The sequence below is a fragment of the Limnohabitans sp. 103DPR2 genome, from assembly GCF_001412575.1.
Classification (GTDB): Bacteria; Pseudomonadota; Gammaproteobacteria; order Burkholderiales; family Burkholderiaceae_C; genus Limnohabitans_A.
Genome location: NZ_CP011834.1, coordinates 1,111,755 through 1,129,156, shown reverse-complemented (window position 1 = coordinate 1,129,156; position 17,402 = coordinate 1,111,755). Strand labels below are relative to the sequence as shown.

The 17,402-nt window shown below is 53.9% G+C and carries 18 protein-coding genes and 1 tRNA gene; 13 read left to right on the top strand and 6 right to left on the bottom strand.

The genetic code is table 11. The annotated features are described in order from the left end of the window. Positions 1–95: 95 nt before the first annotated feature. Together L103DPR2_RS05585 and L103DPR2_RS05580 are read left to right on the top strand one after the other, a co-directional pair. On the top strand, positions 96–2,435 hold the full coding sequence (locus L103DPR2_RS05585; protein ID WP_055360125.1) for a xanthine dehydrogenase family protein molybdopterin-binding subunit: 2,340 nt from the start codon (positions 96–98) through the stop codon (positions 2,433–2,435). Positions 2,436–2,505: 70 nt separating this feature from the next. Continuing rightward, the gene (locus L103DPR2_RS05580) at positions 2,506–2,862 is read left to right on the top strand and encodes a hypothetical protein (RefSeq protein ID WP_231717691.1); all 357 of its coding nucleotides are present in this window, start codon (positions 2,506–2,508) and stop codon (positions 2,860–2,862) included. 64 nt (positions 2,863–2,926) lie between these two features. Here L103DPR2_RS05580 and hemW read toward each other — a convergent pair whose 3' ends face one another. From hemW to rph, 3 genes are read right to left on the bottom strand one after another with little or no spacing between them, the layout of a single operon-like run. Beyond that, positions 2,927–4,132: a radical SAM family heme chaperone HemW gene (gene hemW / locus L103DPR2_RS05575; RefSeq protein ID WP_055360123.1), complete on the bottom strand. Its 1,206-nt coding sequence runs from the start codon at positions 4,130–4,132 to the stop codon at positions 2,927–2,929. 3 nt (positions 4,133–4,135) lie between these two features. Further along, entirely contained in the window at positions 4,136–4,738 is a 603-nt protein-coding gene (gene rdgB / locus L103DPR2_RS05570) for an RdgB/HAM1 family non-canonical purine NTP pyrophosphatase (protein ID WP_055360122.1), read from the bottom strand. 4 nt (positions 4,739–4,742) lie between these two features. Beyond that, positions 4,743–5,504: a ribonuclease PH gene (gene rph / locus L103DPR2_RS05565; protein WP_055360121.1), complete on the bottom strand. Its 762-nt coding sequence runs from the start codon at positions 5,502–5,504 to the stop codon at positions 4,743–4,745. Between the two features lie 117 nt (positions 5,505–5,621). Here rph and L103DPR2_RS05560 point away from each other — a divergent pair, with 117 nt between their 5' ends. From L103DPR2_RS05560 to L103DPR2_RS05545, 4 genes are all read left to right on the top strand, one after another. Further along, positions 5,622–6,539, top strand: a complete 918-nt coding sequence (locus L103DPR2_RS05560) for a YicC/YloC family endoribonuclease (protein WP_082466734.1) — start codon at positions 5,622–5,624, stop codon at positions 6,537–6,539. Positions 6,540–6,558: 19 nt separating this feature from the next. Then, positions 6,559–7,179, top strand: coding sequence for a guanylate kinase (gene gmk, locus L103DPR2_RS05555; RefSeq protein WP_055360119.1), 621 nt, complete (start codon positions 6,559–6,561; stop codon positions 7,177–7,179). A gap of 20 nt (positions 7,180–7,199) precedes the next feature. Then, positions 7,200–7,400 carry a DNA-directed RNA polymerase subunit omega gene (rpoZ, locus tag L103DPR2_RS05550; protein WP_055360118.1) on the top strand — a complete coding sequence of 67 codons (201 nt, stop codon included), beginning with the start codon at positions 7,200–7,202 and terminating at the stop codon, positions 7,398–7,400. A gap of 238 nt (positions 7,401–7,638) precedes the next feature. Beyond that, positions 7,639–9,870: a RelA/SpoT family protein gene (locus L103DPR2_RS05545; protein ID WP_055360117.1), complete on the top strand. Its 2,232-nt coding sequence runs from the start codon at positions 7,639–7,641 to the stop codon at positions 9,868–9,870. Between the two features lie 40 nt (positions 9,871–9,910). Here the strand turns inward: L103DPR2_RS05545 and greB are convergent, their stop codons facing one another. Together greB and L103DPR2_RS05535 are read right to left on the bottom strand one after the other, a co-directional pair. Continuing rightward, a complete protein-coding gene (gene greB / locus L103DPR2_RS05540) occupies positions 9,911–10,474 on the bottom strand; it encodes a transcription elongation factor GreB (protein ID WP_055360116.1) in 564 nt (187 codons plus the stop codon). A 103-nt stretch (positions 10,475–10,577) separates the two neighbouring features. Further along, positions 10,578–10,654 (bottom strand) — tRNA-Arg (locus L103DPR2_RS05535). A 216-nt stretch (positions 10,655–10,870) separates the two neighbouring features. Between L103DPR2_RS05535 and L103DPR2_RS05530 the strand changes: the two genes are divergently transcribed. The 4 genes from L103DPR2_RS05530 to L103DPR2_RS05515 are packed head-to-tail and all read left to right on the top strand — an operon-like array spanning position 10,871 to position 13,736. Further along, on the top strand, positions 10,871–11,671 hold the full coding sequence (locus L103DPR2_RS05530; RefSeq protein WP_055361879.1) for a transporter substrate-binding domain-containing protein: 801 nt from the start codon (positions 10,871–10,873) through the stop codon (positions 11,669–11,671). A gap of 6 nt (positions 11,672–11,677) precedes the next feature. Further along, positions 11,678–12,340 carry an amino acid ABC transporter permease gene (locus L103DPR2_RS05525; RefSeq protein WP_055360115.1) on the top strand — a complete coding sequence of 221 codons (663 nt, stop codon included), beginning with the start codon at positions 11,678–11,680 and terminating at the stop codon, positions 12,338–12,340. Positions 12,341–12,352: 12 nt separating this feature from the next. Beyond that, entirely contained in the window at positions 12,353–13,006 is a 654-nt protein-coding gene (locus L103DPR2_RS05520; protein ID WP_055360114.1) for an amino acid ABC transporter permease, read from the top strand. Further along, positions 12,999–13,736, top strand: coding sequence for an amino acid ABC transporter ATP-binding protein (locus L103DPR2_RS05515; protein WP_055360113.1), 738 nt, complete (start codon positions 12,999–13,001; stop codon positions 13,734–13,736). The genes L103DPR2_RS05520 and L103DPR2_RS05515 overlap by 8 nt, the downstream gene beginning before the upstream one ends. Positions 13,737–13,744: 8 nt before the next feature. Here the strand turns inward: L103DPR2_RS05515 and L103DPR2_RS05510 are convergent, their stop codons facing one another. After that, positions 13,745–14,764: an aromatic ring-hydroxylating dioxygenase subunit alpha gene (locus L103DPR2_RS05510; protein ID WP_055360112.1), complete on the bottom strand. Its 1,020-nt coding sequence runs from the start codon at positions 14,762–14,764 to the stop codon at positions 13,745–13,747. Between the two features lie 92 nt (positions 14,765–14,856). On the opposite strand from L103DPR2_RS05510, the gene L103DPR2_RS05505 reads away from it, so the two are divergent. From L103DPR2_RS05505 to L103DPR2_RS05495, 3 genes are all read left to right on the top strand, one after another. Next, positions 14,857–15,360 carry a nucleoside deaminase gene (locus L103DPR2_RS05505; RefSeq protein WP_055360111.1) on the top strand — a complete coding sequence of 168 codons (504 nt, stop codon included), beginning with the start codon at positions 14,857–14,859 and terminating at the stop codon, positions 15,358–15,360. Positions 15,361–15,562: 202 nt separating this feature from the next. Then, positions 15,563–16,150, top strand: coding sequence for an NAD(P)H-dependent oxidoreductase (locus L103DPR2_RS05500; protein WP_055360110.1), 588 nt, complete (start codon positions 15,563–15,565; stop codon positions 16,148–16,150). After that, complete coding sequence (locus tag L103DPR2_RS05495) at positions 16,147–17,382, top strand: amidohydrolase family protein (protein ID WP_055360109.1); 1,236 nt, start codon at positions 16,147–16,149, stop codon at positions 17,380–17,382. The genes L103DPR2_RS05500 and L103DPR2_RS05495 overlap by 4 nt, the downstream gene beginning before the upstream one ends. Positions 17,383–17,402: the final 20 nt, after the last annotated feature.

Sequence of the window (17,402 nt, the reverse complement as noted above, 5' to 3'; positions counted from 1 at the left end):
AGTTTGGCTTGGGGCAACTTGGCCGATGTCCTGAATTCCCCTAGCTGCAAAAGTGCGGCTTCAAAGCTACACTGCAGCGCAAGGAGTACCTGTTTGTGAACCACCCCACCCCCCACCTCTCTTCAGAACAAGAAATCGCCCGCTTTGGCAGCGGCAAGGCCGTCCAACGACTTGAAGATCAGCAATTGCTGCTAGGTGCCGGGGTGTATGCCAACGACGTCAGCCTGCCCAACCAATCCCATTTGGTCTTTTTGCGCTCGCCCTACCCCCACGCCAACATCACCCGTTTAGACACCCAAGCAGCAAAAGGCATGCCGGGCGTTTTGGCGGTTTACAGCGGGCAAGACCTGTTGGCTGCTGGCATCAAACCATTGGCTCGCCCCATGAATTTCAAGCGGGCAGACGGCAGCCCACTTTCGTCAACCACCCGTCATATTTTGGCCACCCAGACCGTGCGTTTTGTGGGCGAGCCCATTGTGGCCGTGGTTGCAACATCAGAAGAACAAGCTCGCAACGCCATCGAGGTCATCGAGATTGAATTCGATGCCTTGCCAAGCGTCACCACCCTGAGCGATGCGTTGGCCCCCACCGCGCCTCTTTTGACAGAAGCACCCGACAACCGTGTTGCCGAAACCCGATATGGCGACGCACAAGCCACCCAGGCGGCCTTTGACCAAGCCGCCCACGTGGTGCACCTGAATATCGTGAATCAACGCGTGGCAGCCCTGTCCATCGAACCTCGCAGTGTTTTGGCCTACCCAGACCAAGGCCGCTTGCACATCCGCATGAGCAGCCAAATGCCAACAGGCGTTCGCAATACAGTTTCTGACCTGCTTGGCATCGACAAGGAAAAAATTCGCGTCATCGTGGGCGATGTCGGTGGCGGTTTTGGCATGAAAACTGGCGCATACGCCGAAGATGTGGTCACCGCATATTGCGCCCACTCGCTTCAACGGCCCGTCAAATGGATCGCCGACCGCAGCGAAGAGTTTCTCAGCAGCTCACATGGCCGTGACATTCAAACTCAAGCCGCCTTGGCATTGGCCGCGGACGGCAAAATTTTAGGTCTTCGCATTGAAACTTTGGCCAACGTGGGGGCCTATCCCACCATGACCGGCTTGGCCATCCAAATGATGATCGGCCCTTGGGTGCAGAGCAGCGTCTACGACATTCAAACCATCGACTACCACTTCACCGGCGTGATGACCAACACCGCCAGTACGGGCGCTTACCGTGGCGCAGGTCGCCCTGAAGCTATTTACAACATCGAGCGTTTGATCGACGAAGCCGCTCGCGTCAGCGGCATTGACCGCGTGCAATTGCGCCGCCGCAACTTCATTCAACCATCGCAAATGCCCTACAAGAACCCCATGGGTCAGGTGTATGACACCGGTGCGTTTGAAATGATCATGGACCAGGCTATGGAAAAAGCCGACTGGGCAGGCTTTGCACAACGCGAAGCGGCCTCCAAAGCCAAAGGCCTGTGGCGCGGCTTGGGCATTGCCACTTTCTTGGAGTGGACGGGTGGCAATGCCTTGGAAGAAAACGTGCAAGTGCAAATTTTGGCCGACGGCACCATTGAAGTGGCCTCGGCAGTCAACGCCATGGGTCAAGGCATCGCCACCTCCTTGGCCCAATTGGTGGTGGATGTTTTTGGTGTCGACATCTCGAAGGTTCGCGTCATCTTAGGCGACACAGACCGCGCCAATGGCTTTGGAAGTGCCGGCTCCCGCTCACTGTTCACAGGCGGTTCAGCGATGCGTGTCGGCGCAGAAAAAACATTGGACAAAGCGCGAGATTTGGCAGGTCAAGCGCTAGAAGCATCGCCTGCCGATTTGGCCTATGAAAGTGGCCGTTTCAGCGTGAAGGGCACCGACTTGAACATCAGCCTGGCCGATTTGGCGAAGCGCCAACCCGAAGGCCGAATTGAGTTGCAATCCAGCACCACCGCCAGCGGACCCACATGGCCCAACGGCTGCCACATTTGCGAAGTTGAAGTGAACCCCGCCACTGGCGAATCGTTCGTGGTGTCTTACACCTCCATGAACGATGTGGGCCGCATCGTCAACCCGATGATTGTGGAAGGCCAATTGGATGGCGGCGCCGTTCAAGGCATGGGACAAGCCTTGTTAGAAGGCTTGGTCTACGACTCAGAAAGTGGTCAGTTGGTGACTGGAAGTTTGATGGACTATGCCGCACCGCGTGCAGACATCATGCCGCAAATGTTCCATACATTTACCAACCAAACAGTGCCCAGCACCAACAACGTGCTTGGCGTCAAAGGGGTTGGCGAATTGGGAACCATTGGTGCAACACCTTGCGTGGTGAATGCGATTGCAGATGCGTTGGCACGCAATGGAAATTCACAAAAATCACAAAATCTACAAATGCCGCTAACTCCTTTTAGATTGTGGGAATTACTTAACGGCGCATGAATCTAATTCACAAAGAATGGACACTTTGCTACTATTTCTCAGATGCGAGGATTAGAATCAAAGTATGACCATGAAGAGCACCACAACCGCCAACGCCTATCTGCGATTTTTGCAGCTAGCGCGTGGCCTTCAGCAATTGCCTGACGCGCCGCAGTTAGACGCCAACGAAAAAGCTTTGCTTGAAGAAGTGGCACTGCGTTGGTTTGAAAATAGAACCATGACGGTTCGCGAAGCCATCGGCTTGGCGCACTTGGGTTCACCTGCAACTTTGCACAAACGCATCACACGTTTGCGCCAAAAAGATTTGCTGATGACTTTCAATCAGCCTGAAGACAAGCGCGCCAAGTACCTCATCCCCACCGAAAAAACCATCGCCATGTTTGGTGACTTCGGCAAAAAGATGAACTCAGTCATGGCAACTGCTTAATTCAAACTCAGCGCTGATGTGCTGCACATTGGCGCTGCTCATTTGCACCGTTCATCTGAACTGTCTAGCGATCTGCCAAAAACAAAGCTTGCAGATCGCTTAAAAAATCAAAGCCTCGTTCTGTGGGCCAAACCCGATTCAAGTCCCTGGCAATGAGTTGCTTGGCTTCGGCCTTGGCCAAACCTTGTTGAATGGACGTCATGGCCAGTCCCGTGCGTGCCATGTAGTCGGCCAAACTAAAGCCCTCTTTCAAGCGCAGCGCATTGAGCATGTATTCAAACGGTAACTCTTCGCGAGCCACTTCTGCGTACTGTGTCACCGGCGCACCTTGCAGGGCTTGCACAAGGTACAACTGCGGCTCACGGTAACGCACATAGCGCATCACGCGGTGCGCAAAACTGAGCTTGCTGTGCGCGCCAGCACCAATGCCCAAGTAATCCCCAAACTGCCAGTAGTTCAGGTTGTGCCAGCAGCGGTGTCCTGGCTTGGCATAGGCCGACACTTCGTAGCGCTGCAAGCCCGCTGCGCCCGTCATGTCGGTGATCAAATCCATCATCGCGTAAGCATCGTCATCCTCAGGTAAGACCGGGGGATGTTTGGCAAACATCGTGTTAGGTTCGATGGTGAGGTGGTAGATGGAAATGTGCGGCGGCTTGAAGCTCAAAGCGGTTTGAATGTCTTGCGTCAAATCGGCCAAGCTTTGTCCCGGCAGTGCATACATCACATCCAGATTGAAAGTTTCAAAGGCACTCTGTGCTTCGGCCACAGCCGCCATGGCCTGATCGCTGTTGTGCACACGGCCCAGCGCTTTCAAATGTGCGTCGTTGAAACTTTGCACACCAATGGACAAGCGCGTCACACCTGCAGCACGAAACGCCTTAAAGCGATCTTTCTCAAACGTGCCAGGGTTGGCCTCCATGGTAATTTCTGCTTCGGCCTCCAAAGGCAAGCGCGCACGAATACCACTGATCAATCGATCGATGCTGGCAGGCTCAAACAAACTGGGTGTGCCGCCGCCAATGAAGATGCTGTGAACAGGACGGCCCCAAATCAGCGGCAAGCTGGCTTCTAAGTCGGCCAGCAGCGCATCGATGTAGCGTTGCTCTGGCATGCCCTGCGCGTTGTCGCGCCACTCGTGCGAATTGAAATCACAATACGGACATTTCTTGATGCACCACGGCAGATGCACATACAGCGAGAGCGGTGGCAAGGCCTGCAATTGCAACAAGCCAGGCCGCATGGCATGCACCACATCAAAAGGATGGCTCATGCTTTAGAGGCCCCAGCGTTCACGCATCAATGCCACCATGGCCTGTGACGAGCGGCCCCGATGGCTGTTGGCATTCTTCACTTCTTCAGGCAACTGTGCAAACGTTTGGCCAAACTCTGGCAACCACAAAATAGGATCAAAGCCAAAGCCATTGGTACCGACGGGTTCGCGCGCAATCTCAACCACCACCCGCCCCACTGCAATCAAAGGCTCAGGATCTTCGGCACTGCGCAGTGCGACCAGGGTGCTCACCATGGCTGCACGGCGGTTATCGACCTGCGCCATTTGCTCAATTACAGCGCGCACGTTGTTGGCATCCGATTTCTCATAACCAAACTGCGTGCAGTAGTAAGCGGTGTCTACACCTGGCAAGCCACCAAATGCATCAATGCACAAACCTGCATCGTCTGCCACAGCCGGCAGACCACTTTGTGCAGAGGCATGGCGTGCTTTGGTCAAGGCATTTTCAACAAAGGTTTTGTAAGGCTCTGGCGCTTCCGAAATGTTCAACTCAGACTGACGCACCAACTGCACATTCAGCACGCTGAACATGCTTTGCAGTTCGTTCAATTTGCCTGCGTTGTTGGAAGCCAAAACCATTTTCATGACATCAAGCGCCTGCGTGAACGTGTGTTTGACGTGATTGCTTTTGCAATTGCACCAACTCGGCAATGCCCTTCTCAGCCAGGGCCAACAAGCTGTCCATTTCTTTGCGTGTAAAGGCCACACCTTCGGCGGTGCCCTGCACTTCTACAAAGTTGCCAGCACCGGTCATGACCACGTTCATGTCGGTATCGCATGATGAGTCTTCGGTGTAATCCAAATCCAGCAAAGGTGTGCCGTCTTTCAAGCCCACCGAAATGGCCGCGACCGAATCAATGATGGGAGACTCTGTGAGCTTGCCTTGGTGCATGAGCCAATCGACGGCGTCTTGGGCGGCCACAAACGCACCCGTGATACTGGCTGTGCGAGTGCCGCCATCGGCTTGCAGTACATCGCAATCCAAATGGATGGTGCGCTCACCCAGTTTTTTCAGATCAAACACGGCGCGCATGGAACGGCCAATGAGGCGTTGAATTTCTTGTGTGCGGCCACTTTGTTTACCGCGTGCTGCTTCGCGGTCACCGCGTGTGTGTGTGGCGCGCGGCAACATGCCGTATTCAGCCGTCACCCAACCTTCACCACTGCCTTTTTTGTGACCTGGTACTTTTTCTTCAACCGAAGCCGTGCACAACACGCGTGTGTCGCCAAATTCGATCAACACAGAGCCTTCGGCATGAACGGTGTAGCCCCGCGTGATTTGGACCTTGCGCAATTGATCTTGCTTGCGATCATGGGCGCGTTGAAAGTTGGAAGAATTGAGAGTGGTCATGGATGTGATCGCTGGTTGAATGTTTGAATGAACGCGTTAGATCGACATTCAAGATTAGTTTGAGATAATCGCCGACTGAACCGCAGCCCTTTGTCTGCCGCATCCTAGAAAGAATTCATGCCAGTTTACAGTATGACCGGATACGCCAGCGTGCAATCCAGCACGCCCGCTTCAGAGAGCGGCACCGACACAGCGGCCACGGCAGCTGTGCGTTTCGGTCTTGAGATACGTTCCGTGAACAGCCGCTTTCTAGACCTCAGCTTTCGACTGCCCGACGAGCTGCGTCATACCGAACCGGCTTTGCGTGAGCACATCACACAACACATCAAGCGCGGCAAAGTGGAAGTGCGTGCGGTCTATCACAGCACCCAAGACAATGACCTGGCCGACCCCTCCATTGGCACCTTGCAAAAACTGGTGGGTCTGCAAAACAAAATTCAAAGCTGGCTGCCCAAAGCGCGCGACCTGAGTGTTTCCGATGTCATCAAGTTGGCCTCGCACGAAAAATCAGGTGCGGGTCTTCAAGACGCCGACCTCATGCCTTTGGCCACACAAGCGGTCAAAGCCCTCAAAGATGCCCGCGCCCGTGAAGGCGCCCGCTTGGCTGAGATGCTGCAAGACCGCATTGGCCAACTGCGCACGCTGGCAGAACAAGCAGCGCCCCTGTTGCCACAATTGGTTGAGCAACAGCGCCAGCGTTTCATTGACCGCTGGAACGAGGCCATGGCTTTGTCGGATGGCAATGTGTCGTCCGACGTTGCCAAAGACCGCGCTTTGACGGAAGCCACGGCTTTTGCCATTCGCATCGATGTGGCCGAGGAGCTCACCCGACTGGCATCCCACTTGGACGAAATCAGCCGCCTCGTCAAAAAAGGCGGCGACATTGGCAAACGCCTTGATTTCCTCATCCAAGAACTCCACCGCGAAGCCAACACCTTGGGCTCCAAGTCGGCGGCCCTCGAGCTCACCAAAATCTCCGTCGACATGAAAGTCTTGATTGAGCAAATGCGTGAGCAGGTGCAAAACATCGAATAAGTTGACTACACTCCTTGCCATGGAATATCCTGGAAACCTCTACGTCGTAGCTGCCCCCAGTGGTGCGGGCAAGTCCAGCCTGGTCAAGGCCCTGATGGAGCTTGACACCCGCGTCTTGCCCTCGGTGTCGCACACCACCCGCGCGCCAAGAGGCCAAGAAAAGCACGGCCGAGAGTACTTTTTTGTCTCTCAGCAAGAGTTTGATGCCATGGTGGCCGCCGACGCCTTTGTGGAATGGGCCAACGTGCACAGCCACCGCTATGGCACCTCCAAGAAAATGCTGGAAGAGCGCATGGCACAAGGCTCCGACGTCATTTTGGAGATTGACTACCAAGGCGCCATCCAAATCCAAAAGATGTACGCCAATGCCATCCTCATCTTCATTCTGCCCCCCAGCTGGGAAGAATTGCGCAGCCGCCTGGAGCGCCGAGGCGAGGACAGCACGGAAACCATCGAATTGCGCCTGCAAAATGCGGCCATTGAGCTGGCCCAGGTCAAAGAATTTGATTTCGTTATAATCAACGAAGTTTTCGATCGCGCCCTGTTTGACCTCAAGGCCATCGTGCACGCCCAGCGCCTCAAGTACATTGCCCAGCGCCGGGCCCGTGCCGAAACTTTCGAATCCCTCCATATCACCTGAATTACTTACCGGAGACCGTCATGGCCCGCATCACTGTTGAAGATTGCTTGGAACAGATCCCTAACCGTTTCCAATTGGTATTGGCGGCCACTTACCGTGCTCGCATGCTGAGCCAAGGCCACACCCCCCGCGTCGAGAGCAAAAACAAGCCAGGCGTCACGGCCCTGCGCGAAATTGCAGCCGGCAAAGTTGGTTTGGAAATGCTCAAAAAAGTAAACTAATTTCTACACCCAGCCAAACCGTTCTGGTTTGGCACCATCAGCCCCAAAGTTTCAAAACCTGGGGCTTTTTCACGCCTGAAATTCGCAAATTTGTGAGGGCAAGTCCTCAGGCTTTCTGAAGACGGCCCTCTCGCGTTACATTTGAGCCATGCGCGCAGCTTTTTCTTCTATTTTTAACAGTTCCGGTAGTACTTCAATACCCGGAAAGCGCGACAACGCACACAACATTCAAGCGGGCATGCCCTCCGCCAGCGCAGCCAACGCGGCGGCCGCAAGTTTTGCAGCCTTGGTGGCCCAGCTAGGCTACCTGTCAGCTGCCGACATTGAACTGGTCCGAAAAGCCTATCGGTTTGCCGACGAAGCACATTTAGGCCAACTGCGCAAAAACGGCGAGCCCTACATCACGCACCCTATTGCAGTGGCCACGCAGTGCACCGAGTGGAAACTCGATGCGCAAGCCTTGATGGCAGCGCTGATGCACGACGTGATGGAAGACTGCGGCGTCACCAAAGCCGATCTGATTGAAAAATTTGGTTCCTCCGTGGCCGAATTGGTGGACGGGCTGACCAAGTTGGACAAGCTGGAGTTCAACACCCGCGAGGAAAACCAGGCTGAGTCCTTCCGAAAAATGCTGCTGGCCATGGCGCGCGATGTCCGTGTCATCCTCATCAAGCTGGCCGATCGCACGCACAACATGCGCACCATGTCCGACATGCCGCGCGAAAAGTGGGGTCGCATATCTTCTGAAACTTTGGAAATTTATGCGCCGATTGCGCACCGCTTGGGCCTGAACCAAACCTATCGTGAACTTCAAGATTTGTCGTTCCGGTACTCAATGCCTTGGCGCTACAACGTCTTGGCCAAAGCCGTTGCCAAAGCACGCAACCGCCGGCGCGACCTGATTCAAAAAGTTCAAGGCGAGCTCGAGTCCACGTTTTCTCAAGCAGGCATGGACGTTCAAATTTCAGGACGAGAAAAAACGCTGTATTCCATTTACAAAAAAATGGATGGCAAGCACCTTAGCTTTGCACAAGTGACCGACATTTATGGCTTTCGCTTGATCGTGCCTTCGGTCATTGATTGCTACACTGCCTTGGGCATCTTGCACCAAATGTACAAGCCCGTGCCTGGCCGATTCAAAGATCACATCGCCATTGGCAAAGTCAACGGTTATCAGTCTTTGCACACCACCTTGGTGGGCCCCTCGGGTGTCAACGTTGAATTTCAAATGCGCACAGAAGCCATGAACGTGGTGGCCGAATCGGGTGTTGCTGCGCATTGGCTCTACAAAGACAAAGGCTCTAACGACGGTGCATCTGAACGCTTGGGCACGCAGTGGCTGCAGTCACTGCTGGACATCCAAAAAGAAACACGCGATGCCTCCGAGTTTTGGGATCACGTCAAAGTGGACTTGTTCCCAGATGCTGTTTACGTGTTCACGCCCAAGAGCCAAATCATGTCCTTGCCGCGTGGCGCCACTGTGGTTGATTTTGCGTACATGATCCACAGCAATATCGGTGACCACTTGGTCGCCGCCAAGATCAACAACCAACAAGTGCCCTTGCGCACTGAGTTGAAAAACGGTGACGTCGTTGAGGTGATGACGGCCCCTGTGTCCTCGCCCAATCCATCGTGGCTTGGCTTTGTGCGCACTGGCCGTGCGCGCTCACGAATTCGCCATCACCTTAAAACCATGGCCAACAGCGAGTCCATGGACTTGGGTCTCAAACTTCTCACTCAAGCTTTGCGTGCAGAAGGCATTGAGAAGATGCCAGACGATCCGTCTCGCTATCAAGGCTTGTGGGAAAAATTGTTGCGCTTCACCGGCAACAAAAACCGCAGCGATTTGTTGGTCGATGTGGGCTTGGGCAAACGCATTGCCAGCATTGTGGCCAAACGCATGGCGGCCTTGCTGTCCGAAATGGGCGAAAAGCCCGATCCATTATTGATGACGCGTGAGCGCTTCATGGCGCACGAGACCGTGTCTCAAGGTGCCATCATGCTCGACGGCACCGAAAACGCCTCGGTGGTTTATGCGCGCTGCTGCCACCCCTTGCCTGGCGACAAAATCATTGGCTACCTGGGCCGCGGTGAAGGTTTGGCGGTGCACACAGCCGATTGCAGTGTGGGCCAAAAACTTCAACAGAAAGACAGCGAACGCTTCATTGGTGTTGAGTGGTCAGACGAGCCCTTGCGCAATTTCGAAACCAGCATCAGCGTCACCGTGGTCAACACCAAGGGTGTATTGGCGCGGGTGGCAGGCACATTGGCCAACTCCGAGGTCGACATCATTCATGTTGAAATGGGACAAGCCAGTGCGCAAGATGCAGCCGAAAACACTTTTGTGATTTCAGTGCGCGACTTGAGCCATTTGGAAACTGTGCTGCGCAATTTGAAGCGCACACCTGCTGTATTGAATGCTGAGCGCATCACGCACCGAGCTCGCGGTCAAAGCGCACCCGACGCATAAAAAACCCTCTGACTTTCGGGGGAGGCTTGATTTTTTGAACTCAAGCACTTGGCTTGGGATACGCGACTTCCAACACTTCAATTTCGCGCACCCCTTGCGGGGTGACCAATTGCAAGACATCGCCCGTGCGTGACTTCAGCAAGGTGCGCGCAATGGGGGACACCCAACTCACCTCGCCTTTGAGACTGTCAGCTTCGTCGATGCCGAGGATGGTGACCGTGCGTTCGTCGCCACGCTCTTCGGCGTAAGTGACAGTGGCACCGAAAAACACCTGGTCTTTGCCATGGTGCGCACTGGGATCGGTGACCTCGGCAATTTCCAGACGCTTGGTTAGAAAACGGATGCGCCGATCAATCTCGCGCAAACGTTTTTTGCCATAAAGGTAATCGCCGTTTTCGGACCGGTCACCATTGCTGGCGGCCCAATGCACGATGTCGACAATTTTGGGGCGCTCTTCGTCTAGCAAGCTGAACAACTCTGCGCGCAAAGTGGCATACCCCTGGGGGGTCATGTAGTTGCGGCTTCCGGCTGGCAATGGCGGCAGGCTGGGATCTTCCCCATCATCTGAATCCGCATCGGTTTCGCGCGTGAATGCTTTGCTCATGGCTTTCGAAAAAGAAAACGAAAATGAAAGGTGAAAATGGGATGCACAAAGAAAAACAGCCTAGGGGCGTAAGCCTCTAAGCTGTGTTCTAGAATCGAAATTCTGGTGCGGCTGGCAGGAATCGAACCCACGACCCCTTGGTTCGTAGCCAAGTACTCTATCCAGCTGAGCTACAGCCGCGAAGCTGTAGATTATAGCATGGGATTTTGGGTATCCTCAAACACGGCTTAAAAATCCAAACAAATCCCCAAAAAAGGGCAGCCAGATCCGATCTAAGGGTTTGACTGATTGAATTTGGTGCATGGCCCTTTCAAAATGCCCCTTCAATACCTTCTTTGGGCGGCACAGGTCTTGCAACCTCCTCCAATTAAGTTTTACTTCACTTGGAGATGTTTCATGCAATTCAACTTTTTGGCCAAGCGCCGTCTCACCCTTGCGCTGTTGGCCGGCTTGGCCCTGACCGGTGCCACAGCACAAGCCCAAACCGCATTAGACGATGTGCTCAAAGCCAAAGTCATCAAGATTGCCATCCCCACCGACTACCCGCCCTACGGCTTTGTGGGCATTGACCTGCAACCTCAAGGCTTGGACATCGACATGGCCAACTACATTGGCCAAAAAATGGGCGTCAAAGTTGAATTGATTCCCGTGATCAGTGCCAACCGCATTCCTTACCTGCAAACCAAAAAAGCCGACTTGGTTATTTCCACTTTGGGCAAGAACCCAGATCGCGAAAAAGTGATCGATTTCACAGCGGCCTACTCGCCTTTCTTCCAAGCCGTCTTTGCTTCTAAAAGCTTAAGCATCAAGAGCTTCAACGACTTGGTGGGCAAATCAGTGGGCGTCACACGTGGCGCCATGGAAGATCAAGAATTGGCCAAAGTGGTTCCATCCGGTGTTGATGTCAAACGTTTCGAAGACAACAACGCCACCATCTCTTCCTTCATTTCAGGCCAAGTGCAAGTCATTGCCACAGGCGCATCTGTGGCCGGCACCATCATGACCAAGAATCCTGGCTTGAACACCGAGTACAAGTTGTTGCTCAAAGACTCCCCCAACTTCATTGGCGTGGCCAAAGGTGAAGACAAGCTGCGCTTGAAAGTGAACGAGATCATTGCGCAAGGCCGCAAAGCTGGCGACATCGACAAGATGTCGCAAAAGTGGTTGGGCCGCCCTGCTGGCGATCTGCCATTTTGATGCTTCATGCGCATTGAACTGGATTTCATCAGCGTCCTGATTGAATGGCCGCTGTTGGTGAAGGGTGTAGCCTGGACCATCGGGCTCACCAGCATTTCCACCCTCCTCGGTCTTGCACTGGGCATCGTGCTGGCTTGGTCACGTGTGCATGGGGCACTGCCCCTGCGCGTGTTGGCTGGCACATATGTGGAGCTCATTCGCAACACGCCCTTCATCGTTCAGTTGTTCTTCGTTTACTTTGGCCTGCCCGCGATGGGCTTGCGACTGTCGCCAGAAACCGCGTCGATCATTGCCATGGTGATCAACCTGAGCGCGTATGCCACTGAAATCATACGCGCTGGCATTGAGGCCACGCCCAAGGGGCAGATTGAAGCAGGCATGAGTTTGGCCTTAACGCCAGGCCAAATTTTCACGCACGTGGTGTTGCCGCCTGCGCTGCGCAAGGTCTGGCCTGCCTTGGTAAGTCAAATTATCATTGTGATGTTGGGCTCTGCGGTGTGCGGTCAAATATCCACAGAAGAATTGAGCCATGCGGCCAACCTCATTCAAAGCCGCAACTTCAGAGCCTTTGAAGCCTTCATCATTGCCACGCTCACCTATTTGACGCTAGCCGTGGCACTGCGCCGATTGCTCAATTGGTTGGGCCCGCGTTTTCTTTTTGGTCGCTGAAGAGGAAAAGACATGGTTGATTTTTCTCTTTGGGACATCTTCAGAAACTTGCTTTTAGCTTTGCGTTGGACAGTGGTTTTGTCACTGATCGCTTTTGCAGGTGGCGGCTTGATGGGATTGATGCTCTTGATTGCACGTTTGTCGCATTTCAAATGGGCAAGGGTCTTTGTCAATGTTTACGTTCAATTGTTCCAAGGCACACCTTTGCTGATGCAATTGTTTTTGGCTTACTTTGGCATGGCCTTGATTGGCATCGAAACTTCTCCGTGGTTGGCCGCCGGTGTTGCCCTCACCTTGTACAGTAGCGCCTTTTTGGCAGAAATTTGGCGCGGCTGCGTTGAAGCCATTCCCAAAGGACAGTGGGAAGCCAGCCAAAGTTTGGCCTTGAGCTTTATGGAGCAATTGCGCTATGTGATCTTGCCGCAGGCTTTCAAAATTGCCATTCCACCCACGGTGGGCTTTTTGGTTCAAGTGATCAAAGGCACCGCCTTGGCGTCGGTGATTGGTTTCATTGAGCTCACCAAAGCGGGCACCATGATCACCAACGCCACCTTCAAACCCTTCTTGGTCTACAGCTGCGTGGCCTTGTTGTATTTCGCACTGTGCTACCCCGTGTCTTACTTTGCCAAACATCTTGAACGAAAGGTCCAACGTGGACATGCATGAACCCCTGCTCGCCATTCAAGGGCTGCGCAAAAGCTTTGGCGACAACGAAGTCCTCAAAGGCATTGACCTCCAAGTGCAGGCGGGTGAAGTCATTGCCATCATTGGCAAAAGTGGTTCGGGCAAAAGCACATTGCTTCGTTGCATCAATGGTTTGGAAACTTTTCAAGCAGGCACCCTCACTGTGGACCGACAGGCGCTTTTGCACCATGACGCCAACGCGATGCGGGCACTCCGCCAAAAAGTCGGCATGATTTTCCAAAGCTTCAATTTGTTCCCGCATTTGAAGGTGGGGCAAAACATCATGCTGGCCCCCGGCTTGGTGAAGCAACAAGACAAAACCTCAGCTGAATCCAAAGCCCGCCAACTTTTAGACCGCGTGGGCCTGGCAGAGAAGTTCGACGCATGGCCCGATCAGCTCTCGGGTGGGCAACAACAACGGGTGGCCATTGCCAGAGCATTGGCCATGGAACCTCAAATTTTGCTGTGCGATGAAATCACATCGGCACTGGACCCCGAATTGGTTGGCGAAGTGTTGCTGGTGGTGGAAAGCTTGGCAGAAGAAGGCATGACCCTTCTGATGGTGACGCACGAAATGAACTTTGCGCGCAAAGTGGCCGATCGCGTGATCTTCATGCACCAAGGGCGCGTGCATGAAAGTGGCACGCCCGCTGAATTGTTTGGCAATCCCCAAACCCCAGAGTTGGTGCAGTTCTTGTCTGCTTTGGGCTGATTCAAAATTCAACGATGGACTTCTACTTCGCCATGCTTGGCCAGCAGTTCCATCAATTTCTTGCGAATCAAGATACCGGGGCGGTCTGAATCCATGGAAAACTCCACGCCACGCCGACGCATGTCAACCACGGCATCGTGATCCGTAGACTCCAAGATGTCTTTGTCCTCACGCGTGATCACTTCATCGAAGTGAATGAGCATCTCGGCAGGACAATCGGCTTCTGTATCGTTTCGAAACAGCCATTGACACAGTTGAATGTGGCCATCGTCAATGGGAGTAAAACAATTGATGATGATGTGACGGATGCCGCTGGGGTATTCAATGTCCAAGCGCCTTGAAAAAGGCAAATAGTAGGCGTTGCGCATGTGCCTTGTGGTGATGGGATCCTGAACACCACTGATGCGCTGAAACTTCTCTGGATTGACCGCCTCGATGACAGTCTCCGCTTCAAAACCAATTTCTGATTCATGCAATTCGTATTTGCTGGGCTTAGGGCTTGCAGCCACGCCAAAGGTGGCTTTGTGAACAAAACTGAAATGCGCGTTGTCGAATGAATTTTCCAAAGCCCTGACGGGACTGGTGGCCCAGGTTTCATAAAACTGAAAAATGGTCCTGTACTGAGGGTTGTCAAATTCAGGAACTTCAAATATGTCGGCAATGGGGTCTTCCAAGGCAACCCATGCATAGCCGTAGCGCGCCACACAATGAAATGCTTGGGTTCGATAGTCAGATGGAATTTCGCGATCGGCTGCGTACTGAGGGATGACGACCACTTTGCCTACGCTGTTGTACTGCCATCCATGGTAAGCACATTCAAGGTTGCCATTTTTGCACTGACCTTTGCTGAGTTTAGCGGTGCGGTGGCAGCATCGGTCAGCGAGTGCAGCAGGTTGGCCCTGGGCATCCAGAAATAGAACGATCTTCTCGCCTAACAAGGTAAAGGGTTTCGGGCCTGAAGCAAGTTCAGACAGCGGCATCACGGCGTGCCAATATTTTCGAAAAATAGCTTGTTGTGTGACCAGCATGAAAGAGCTCCTCTGCAAATTGTCCTGCAAATCCTGGGCCAAGCAGTTGGCACGTCGTGTGCATCACAAGGCATCGATCTAAGGAGTGTGCCATGTCCCAATACCCCACAGAAATGAAATTGTCAGACACTGACGCCACCTATTTGCGCGATGCCATTCGCATGTCTGCAGTCGCACGAGCCAGAGGCAACCGGCCGTTTGGTGCGGTGGTCATCTCCAAGCAGGGCGAGTTGTTGGCAGAAGCCTTCTGCAACACCACCGAAACAGGTGACTGCACAGGCCATGCAGAAACGACTGCCGTTCGAATGCTCAGCCCCAAACATGCCAGGTCCGTCTTGGCAGAAGCGACGCTGTACTCATCGGCAGAGCCTTGTGTGATGTGCGCAGGCGCTATTTTTTGGTCGGGCATTCAGCGCGTCATCTACGGCATTGATGCAGAGAGGCTCCGCATTTTCAGAGGTGAACTGCTTGAACAAAAAGACGCTGAACTGTCTTGCAGAGATGTCTTCAACGCCTCCTCTCATCCCATTGAATGCATTGGCCCTGCCTTGATCCACGATGCCAGCCAAGTTCATGAAGGCTTCTGGAAATCCTAAAGTGTGCATGTCTGCACCAAAGCTGGATGCATGCCTCACAAGGGTGCGCCAGAATTGTGCGAACCACCTCTTTCCTGTCTTTTATTGAAACAGCGCTGCACACTCCTTGAAATTGAACATGGCACGCGGCTTGCAATGATTGAAACGTGAGCGCATCTGCATCTTCAGATGTCCACATCCGTCTCTAGAGGCACTTTCAGTCATGCGCGTTCTGGTCATTTTTTGTCACCCTGTTGAATCGAGCTACAACGCAGCCCTTCACGCAGAAGTTGTGACTCAACTCAAGTTGGCGGGACACGAAGTCGACGATTGCGACCTCTACGCAGAAAATTTCAACCCCGTCATGAGCCGCGAAGAGCGACTGGGTTATCACGAAGTACCCGACAACGAAAAGCCAGTGCAAACCTACGTTGACAGATTGCGCAACGCAGAAGCTTTGGTGTTTTGCTTTCCAACTTGGTGCTTTGGCTTGCCTGCCATGCTCAAGGGCTACTTCGACCGTGTGCTGATGCCCGGTGTGGCCTTTGACTTAAGCGACCCCCAAAACGTCAAGCCATCCCTGACCCACATCAAGCGCATATCCGCTGTGGTGACCTATGGCAGACCCCGCTGGACGGCTTGGTACATGGGCGATCCTCCCAGAAAAATCATCACCCGGTATTTGAAACTGCTGACAGGTGGTGGCAGCCGTGTGGACTATCACGCGCACTATCACATGAACGTGGCCACCCCTTCCTCCCTCTCTCAATTCAAAGCCAAGGTGAGTCAAGCCATGGCGACATTCGCATGACACCCCATCCCGCTACCTCTTCTTTTTTACTCAAAGGTGCTCGATTGCCCCAATGGCTGAACACGCACTCGACCGACCAGTTGGTGGACATCGCCGTGGTGAACGGAAAGCTCGAGAAAATTGAAGCAGCTTCCGCCAATCCATTGGCCTTGCCCATCTGGGACATCCAAGGCGCACTCACCCTGCCACTCATGGTCGATGCCCACACGCACCTCGACAAAACATTGACCAAAAGCAGAATGGGCGACATCACCCCAGGTTTGCTAGGCGCCATTCAGGCCATGATGAGCGACCGCGCGCACTGGACGCCTGAAGATGTTTACCAACGTGCCAATCAAGGCCTCACGTGGTCCTTTGAGGCGGGCGTCCAACACTTGCGCACGCACTGCGATTGGTGGGAGCCCAAGGCAAAACCCATCGCTTGGCAAGTTCTGCGTGATTTGGCCTCTGACTGGAAGGGCAAGATCGCCATCGAACGCGTGAGCCTCATCCCCTTGCATTTGTATGCCGATGCAGCCCAAGCGCGAAGCTTGGCCAAGCAAGTGGCCGCCAGCGGGCCCGGTGCATTGCTGGGTGGTTTTGTGCACACCAGCAACTGGGATTTGCAAGCCTTGAAAAATCTGTTTGCCGCTGCCCAAGCAGAAGGTTTGAATGTCGACCTGCACATGGACGAAGAACTGAACCCTGCGGCCCAAGGTTTATTGCGCGCAACCGAAATCATGCGCGACATTGGCTTTGAAGGGCATGTGGTGTGCGGCCATACCTGTGCGCTGTCTGCACAAGACAGCTTACTGGCCTTGCGCACACTCGACGAAGTGGCCAAAGTCAACATGAGCTTGGTCACACTGCCGCTGACCAACCTGCTGCTGCAAGATGCCGTGACAGGCAAAACGCCAACCAAGCGTGGCCTGACCTTGGTGCAAGAGGCCCGCGCACGCCACATACCCGTCATGGTGGCCAGCGACAACGTCCAAGACCCCTTCTGTACCTTTGGCAGTTACGACCCCTTAGAGGCACTGAGCACGGGCGCTCTGGCAGCTCAATTACCGCAAGTGTTTGACGATGCCACGCAAAGCATTTGCCGCACAGACTGGCTAACCGGTGATGCACAAGACGCACCTTTCCAAATTGGATCGGCCGCCAATTTCATGGTGTTTGAGCAAGCCAATCTGTGGGGCTTCCCCTCACAAACGCACAAACGGCTTGTGGTGCGAAACGGCCTTCTTGCTTGATCACTCGGATAAACACCCCC

What these genes read in the sequence shown, in the direction of transcription:
- L103DPR2_RS05510 (WP_055360112.1), bottom strand. Translation starts at nt 14,764, where the DNA reads ATGCTGGTCACACAACAAGCTATTTTTCGAAAATATTGGCACGCCGTG.
- L103DPR2_RS05580 (WP_231717691.1), top strand. Translation starts at nt 2,506, where the DNA reads ATGAAGAGCACCACAACCGCCAACGCCTATCTGCGATTTTTGCAGCTA.
- L103DPR2_RS05530 (WP_055361879.1), top strand. Translation starts at nt 10,871, where the DNA reads ATGCAATTCAACTTTTTGGCCAAGCGCCGTCTCACCCTTGCGCTGTTG.
- L103DPR2_RS05505 (WP_055360111.1), top strand. Translation starts at nt 14,857, where the DNA reads ATGTCCCAATACCCCACAGAAATGAAATTGTCAGACACTGACGCCACC.
- L103DPR2_RS05495 (WP_055360109.1), top strand. Translation starts at nt 16,147, where the DNA reads ATGACACCCCATCCCGCTACCTCTTCTTTTTTACTCAAAGGTGCTCGA.
- rpoZ (WP_055360118.1), top strand. Translation starts at nt 7,200, where the DNA reads ATGGCCCGCATCACTGTTGAAGATTGCTTGGAACAGATCCCTAACCGT.
- L103DPR2_RS05560 (WP_082466734.1), top strand. Translation starts at nt 5,622, where the DNA reads ATGCCAGTTTACAGTATGACCGGATACGCCAGCGTGCAATCCAGCACG.
- gmk (WP_055360119.1), top strand. Translation starts at nt 6,559, where the DNA reads ATGGAATATCCTGGAAACCTCTACGTCGTAGCTGCCCCCAGTGGTGCG.
- rph (WP_055360121.1), bottom strand. Translation starts at nt 5,504, where the DNA reads ATGACCACTCTCAATTCTTCCAACTTTCAACGCGCCCATGATCGCAAG.
- rdgB (WP_055360122.1), bottom strand. Translation starts at nt 4,738, where the DNA reads ATGAAAATGGTTTTGGCTTCCAACAACGCAGGCAAATTGAACGAACTG.
- L103DPR2_RS05500 (WP_055360110.1), top strand. Translation starts at nt 15,563, where the DNA reads ATGCGCGTTCTGGTCATTTTTTGTCACCCTGTTGAATCGAGCTACAAC.
- L103DPR2_RS05525 (WP_055360115.1), top strand. Translation starts at nt 11,678, where the DNA reads ATGCGCATTGAACTGGATTTCATCAGCGTCCTGATTGAATGGCCGCTG.
- L103DPR2_RS05545 (WP_055360117.1), top strand. Translation starts at nt 7,639, where the DNA reads ATGCCCTCCGCCAGCGCAGCCAACGCGGCGGCCGCAAGTTTTGCAGCC.
- greB (WP_055360116.1), bottom strand. Translation starts at nt 10,474, where the DNA reads ATGAGCAAAGCATTCACGCGCGAAACCGATGCGGATTCAGATGATGGG.
- L103DPR2_RS05520 (WP_055360114.1), top strand. Translation starts at nt 12,353, where the DNA reads ATGGTTGATTTTTCTCTTTGGGACATCTTCAGAAACTTGCTTTTAGCT.
- hemW (WP_055360123.1), bottom strand. Translation starts at nt 4,132, where the DNA reads ATGAGCCATCCTTTTGATGTGGTGCATGCCATGCGGCCTGGCTTGTTG.
- L103DPR2_RS05515 (WP_055360113.1), top strand. Translation starts at nt 12,999, where the DNA reads ATGCATGAACCCCTGCTCGCCATTCAAGGGCTGCGCAAAAGCTTTGGC.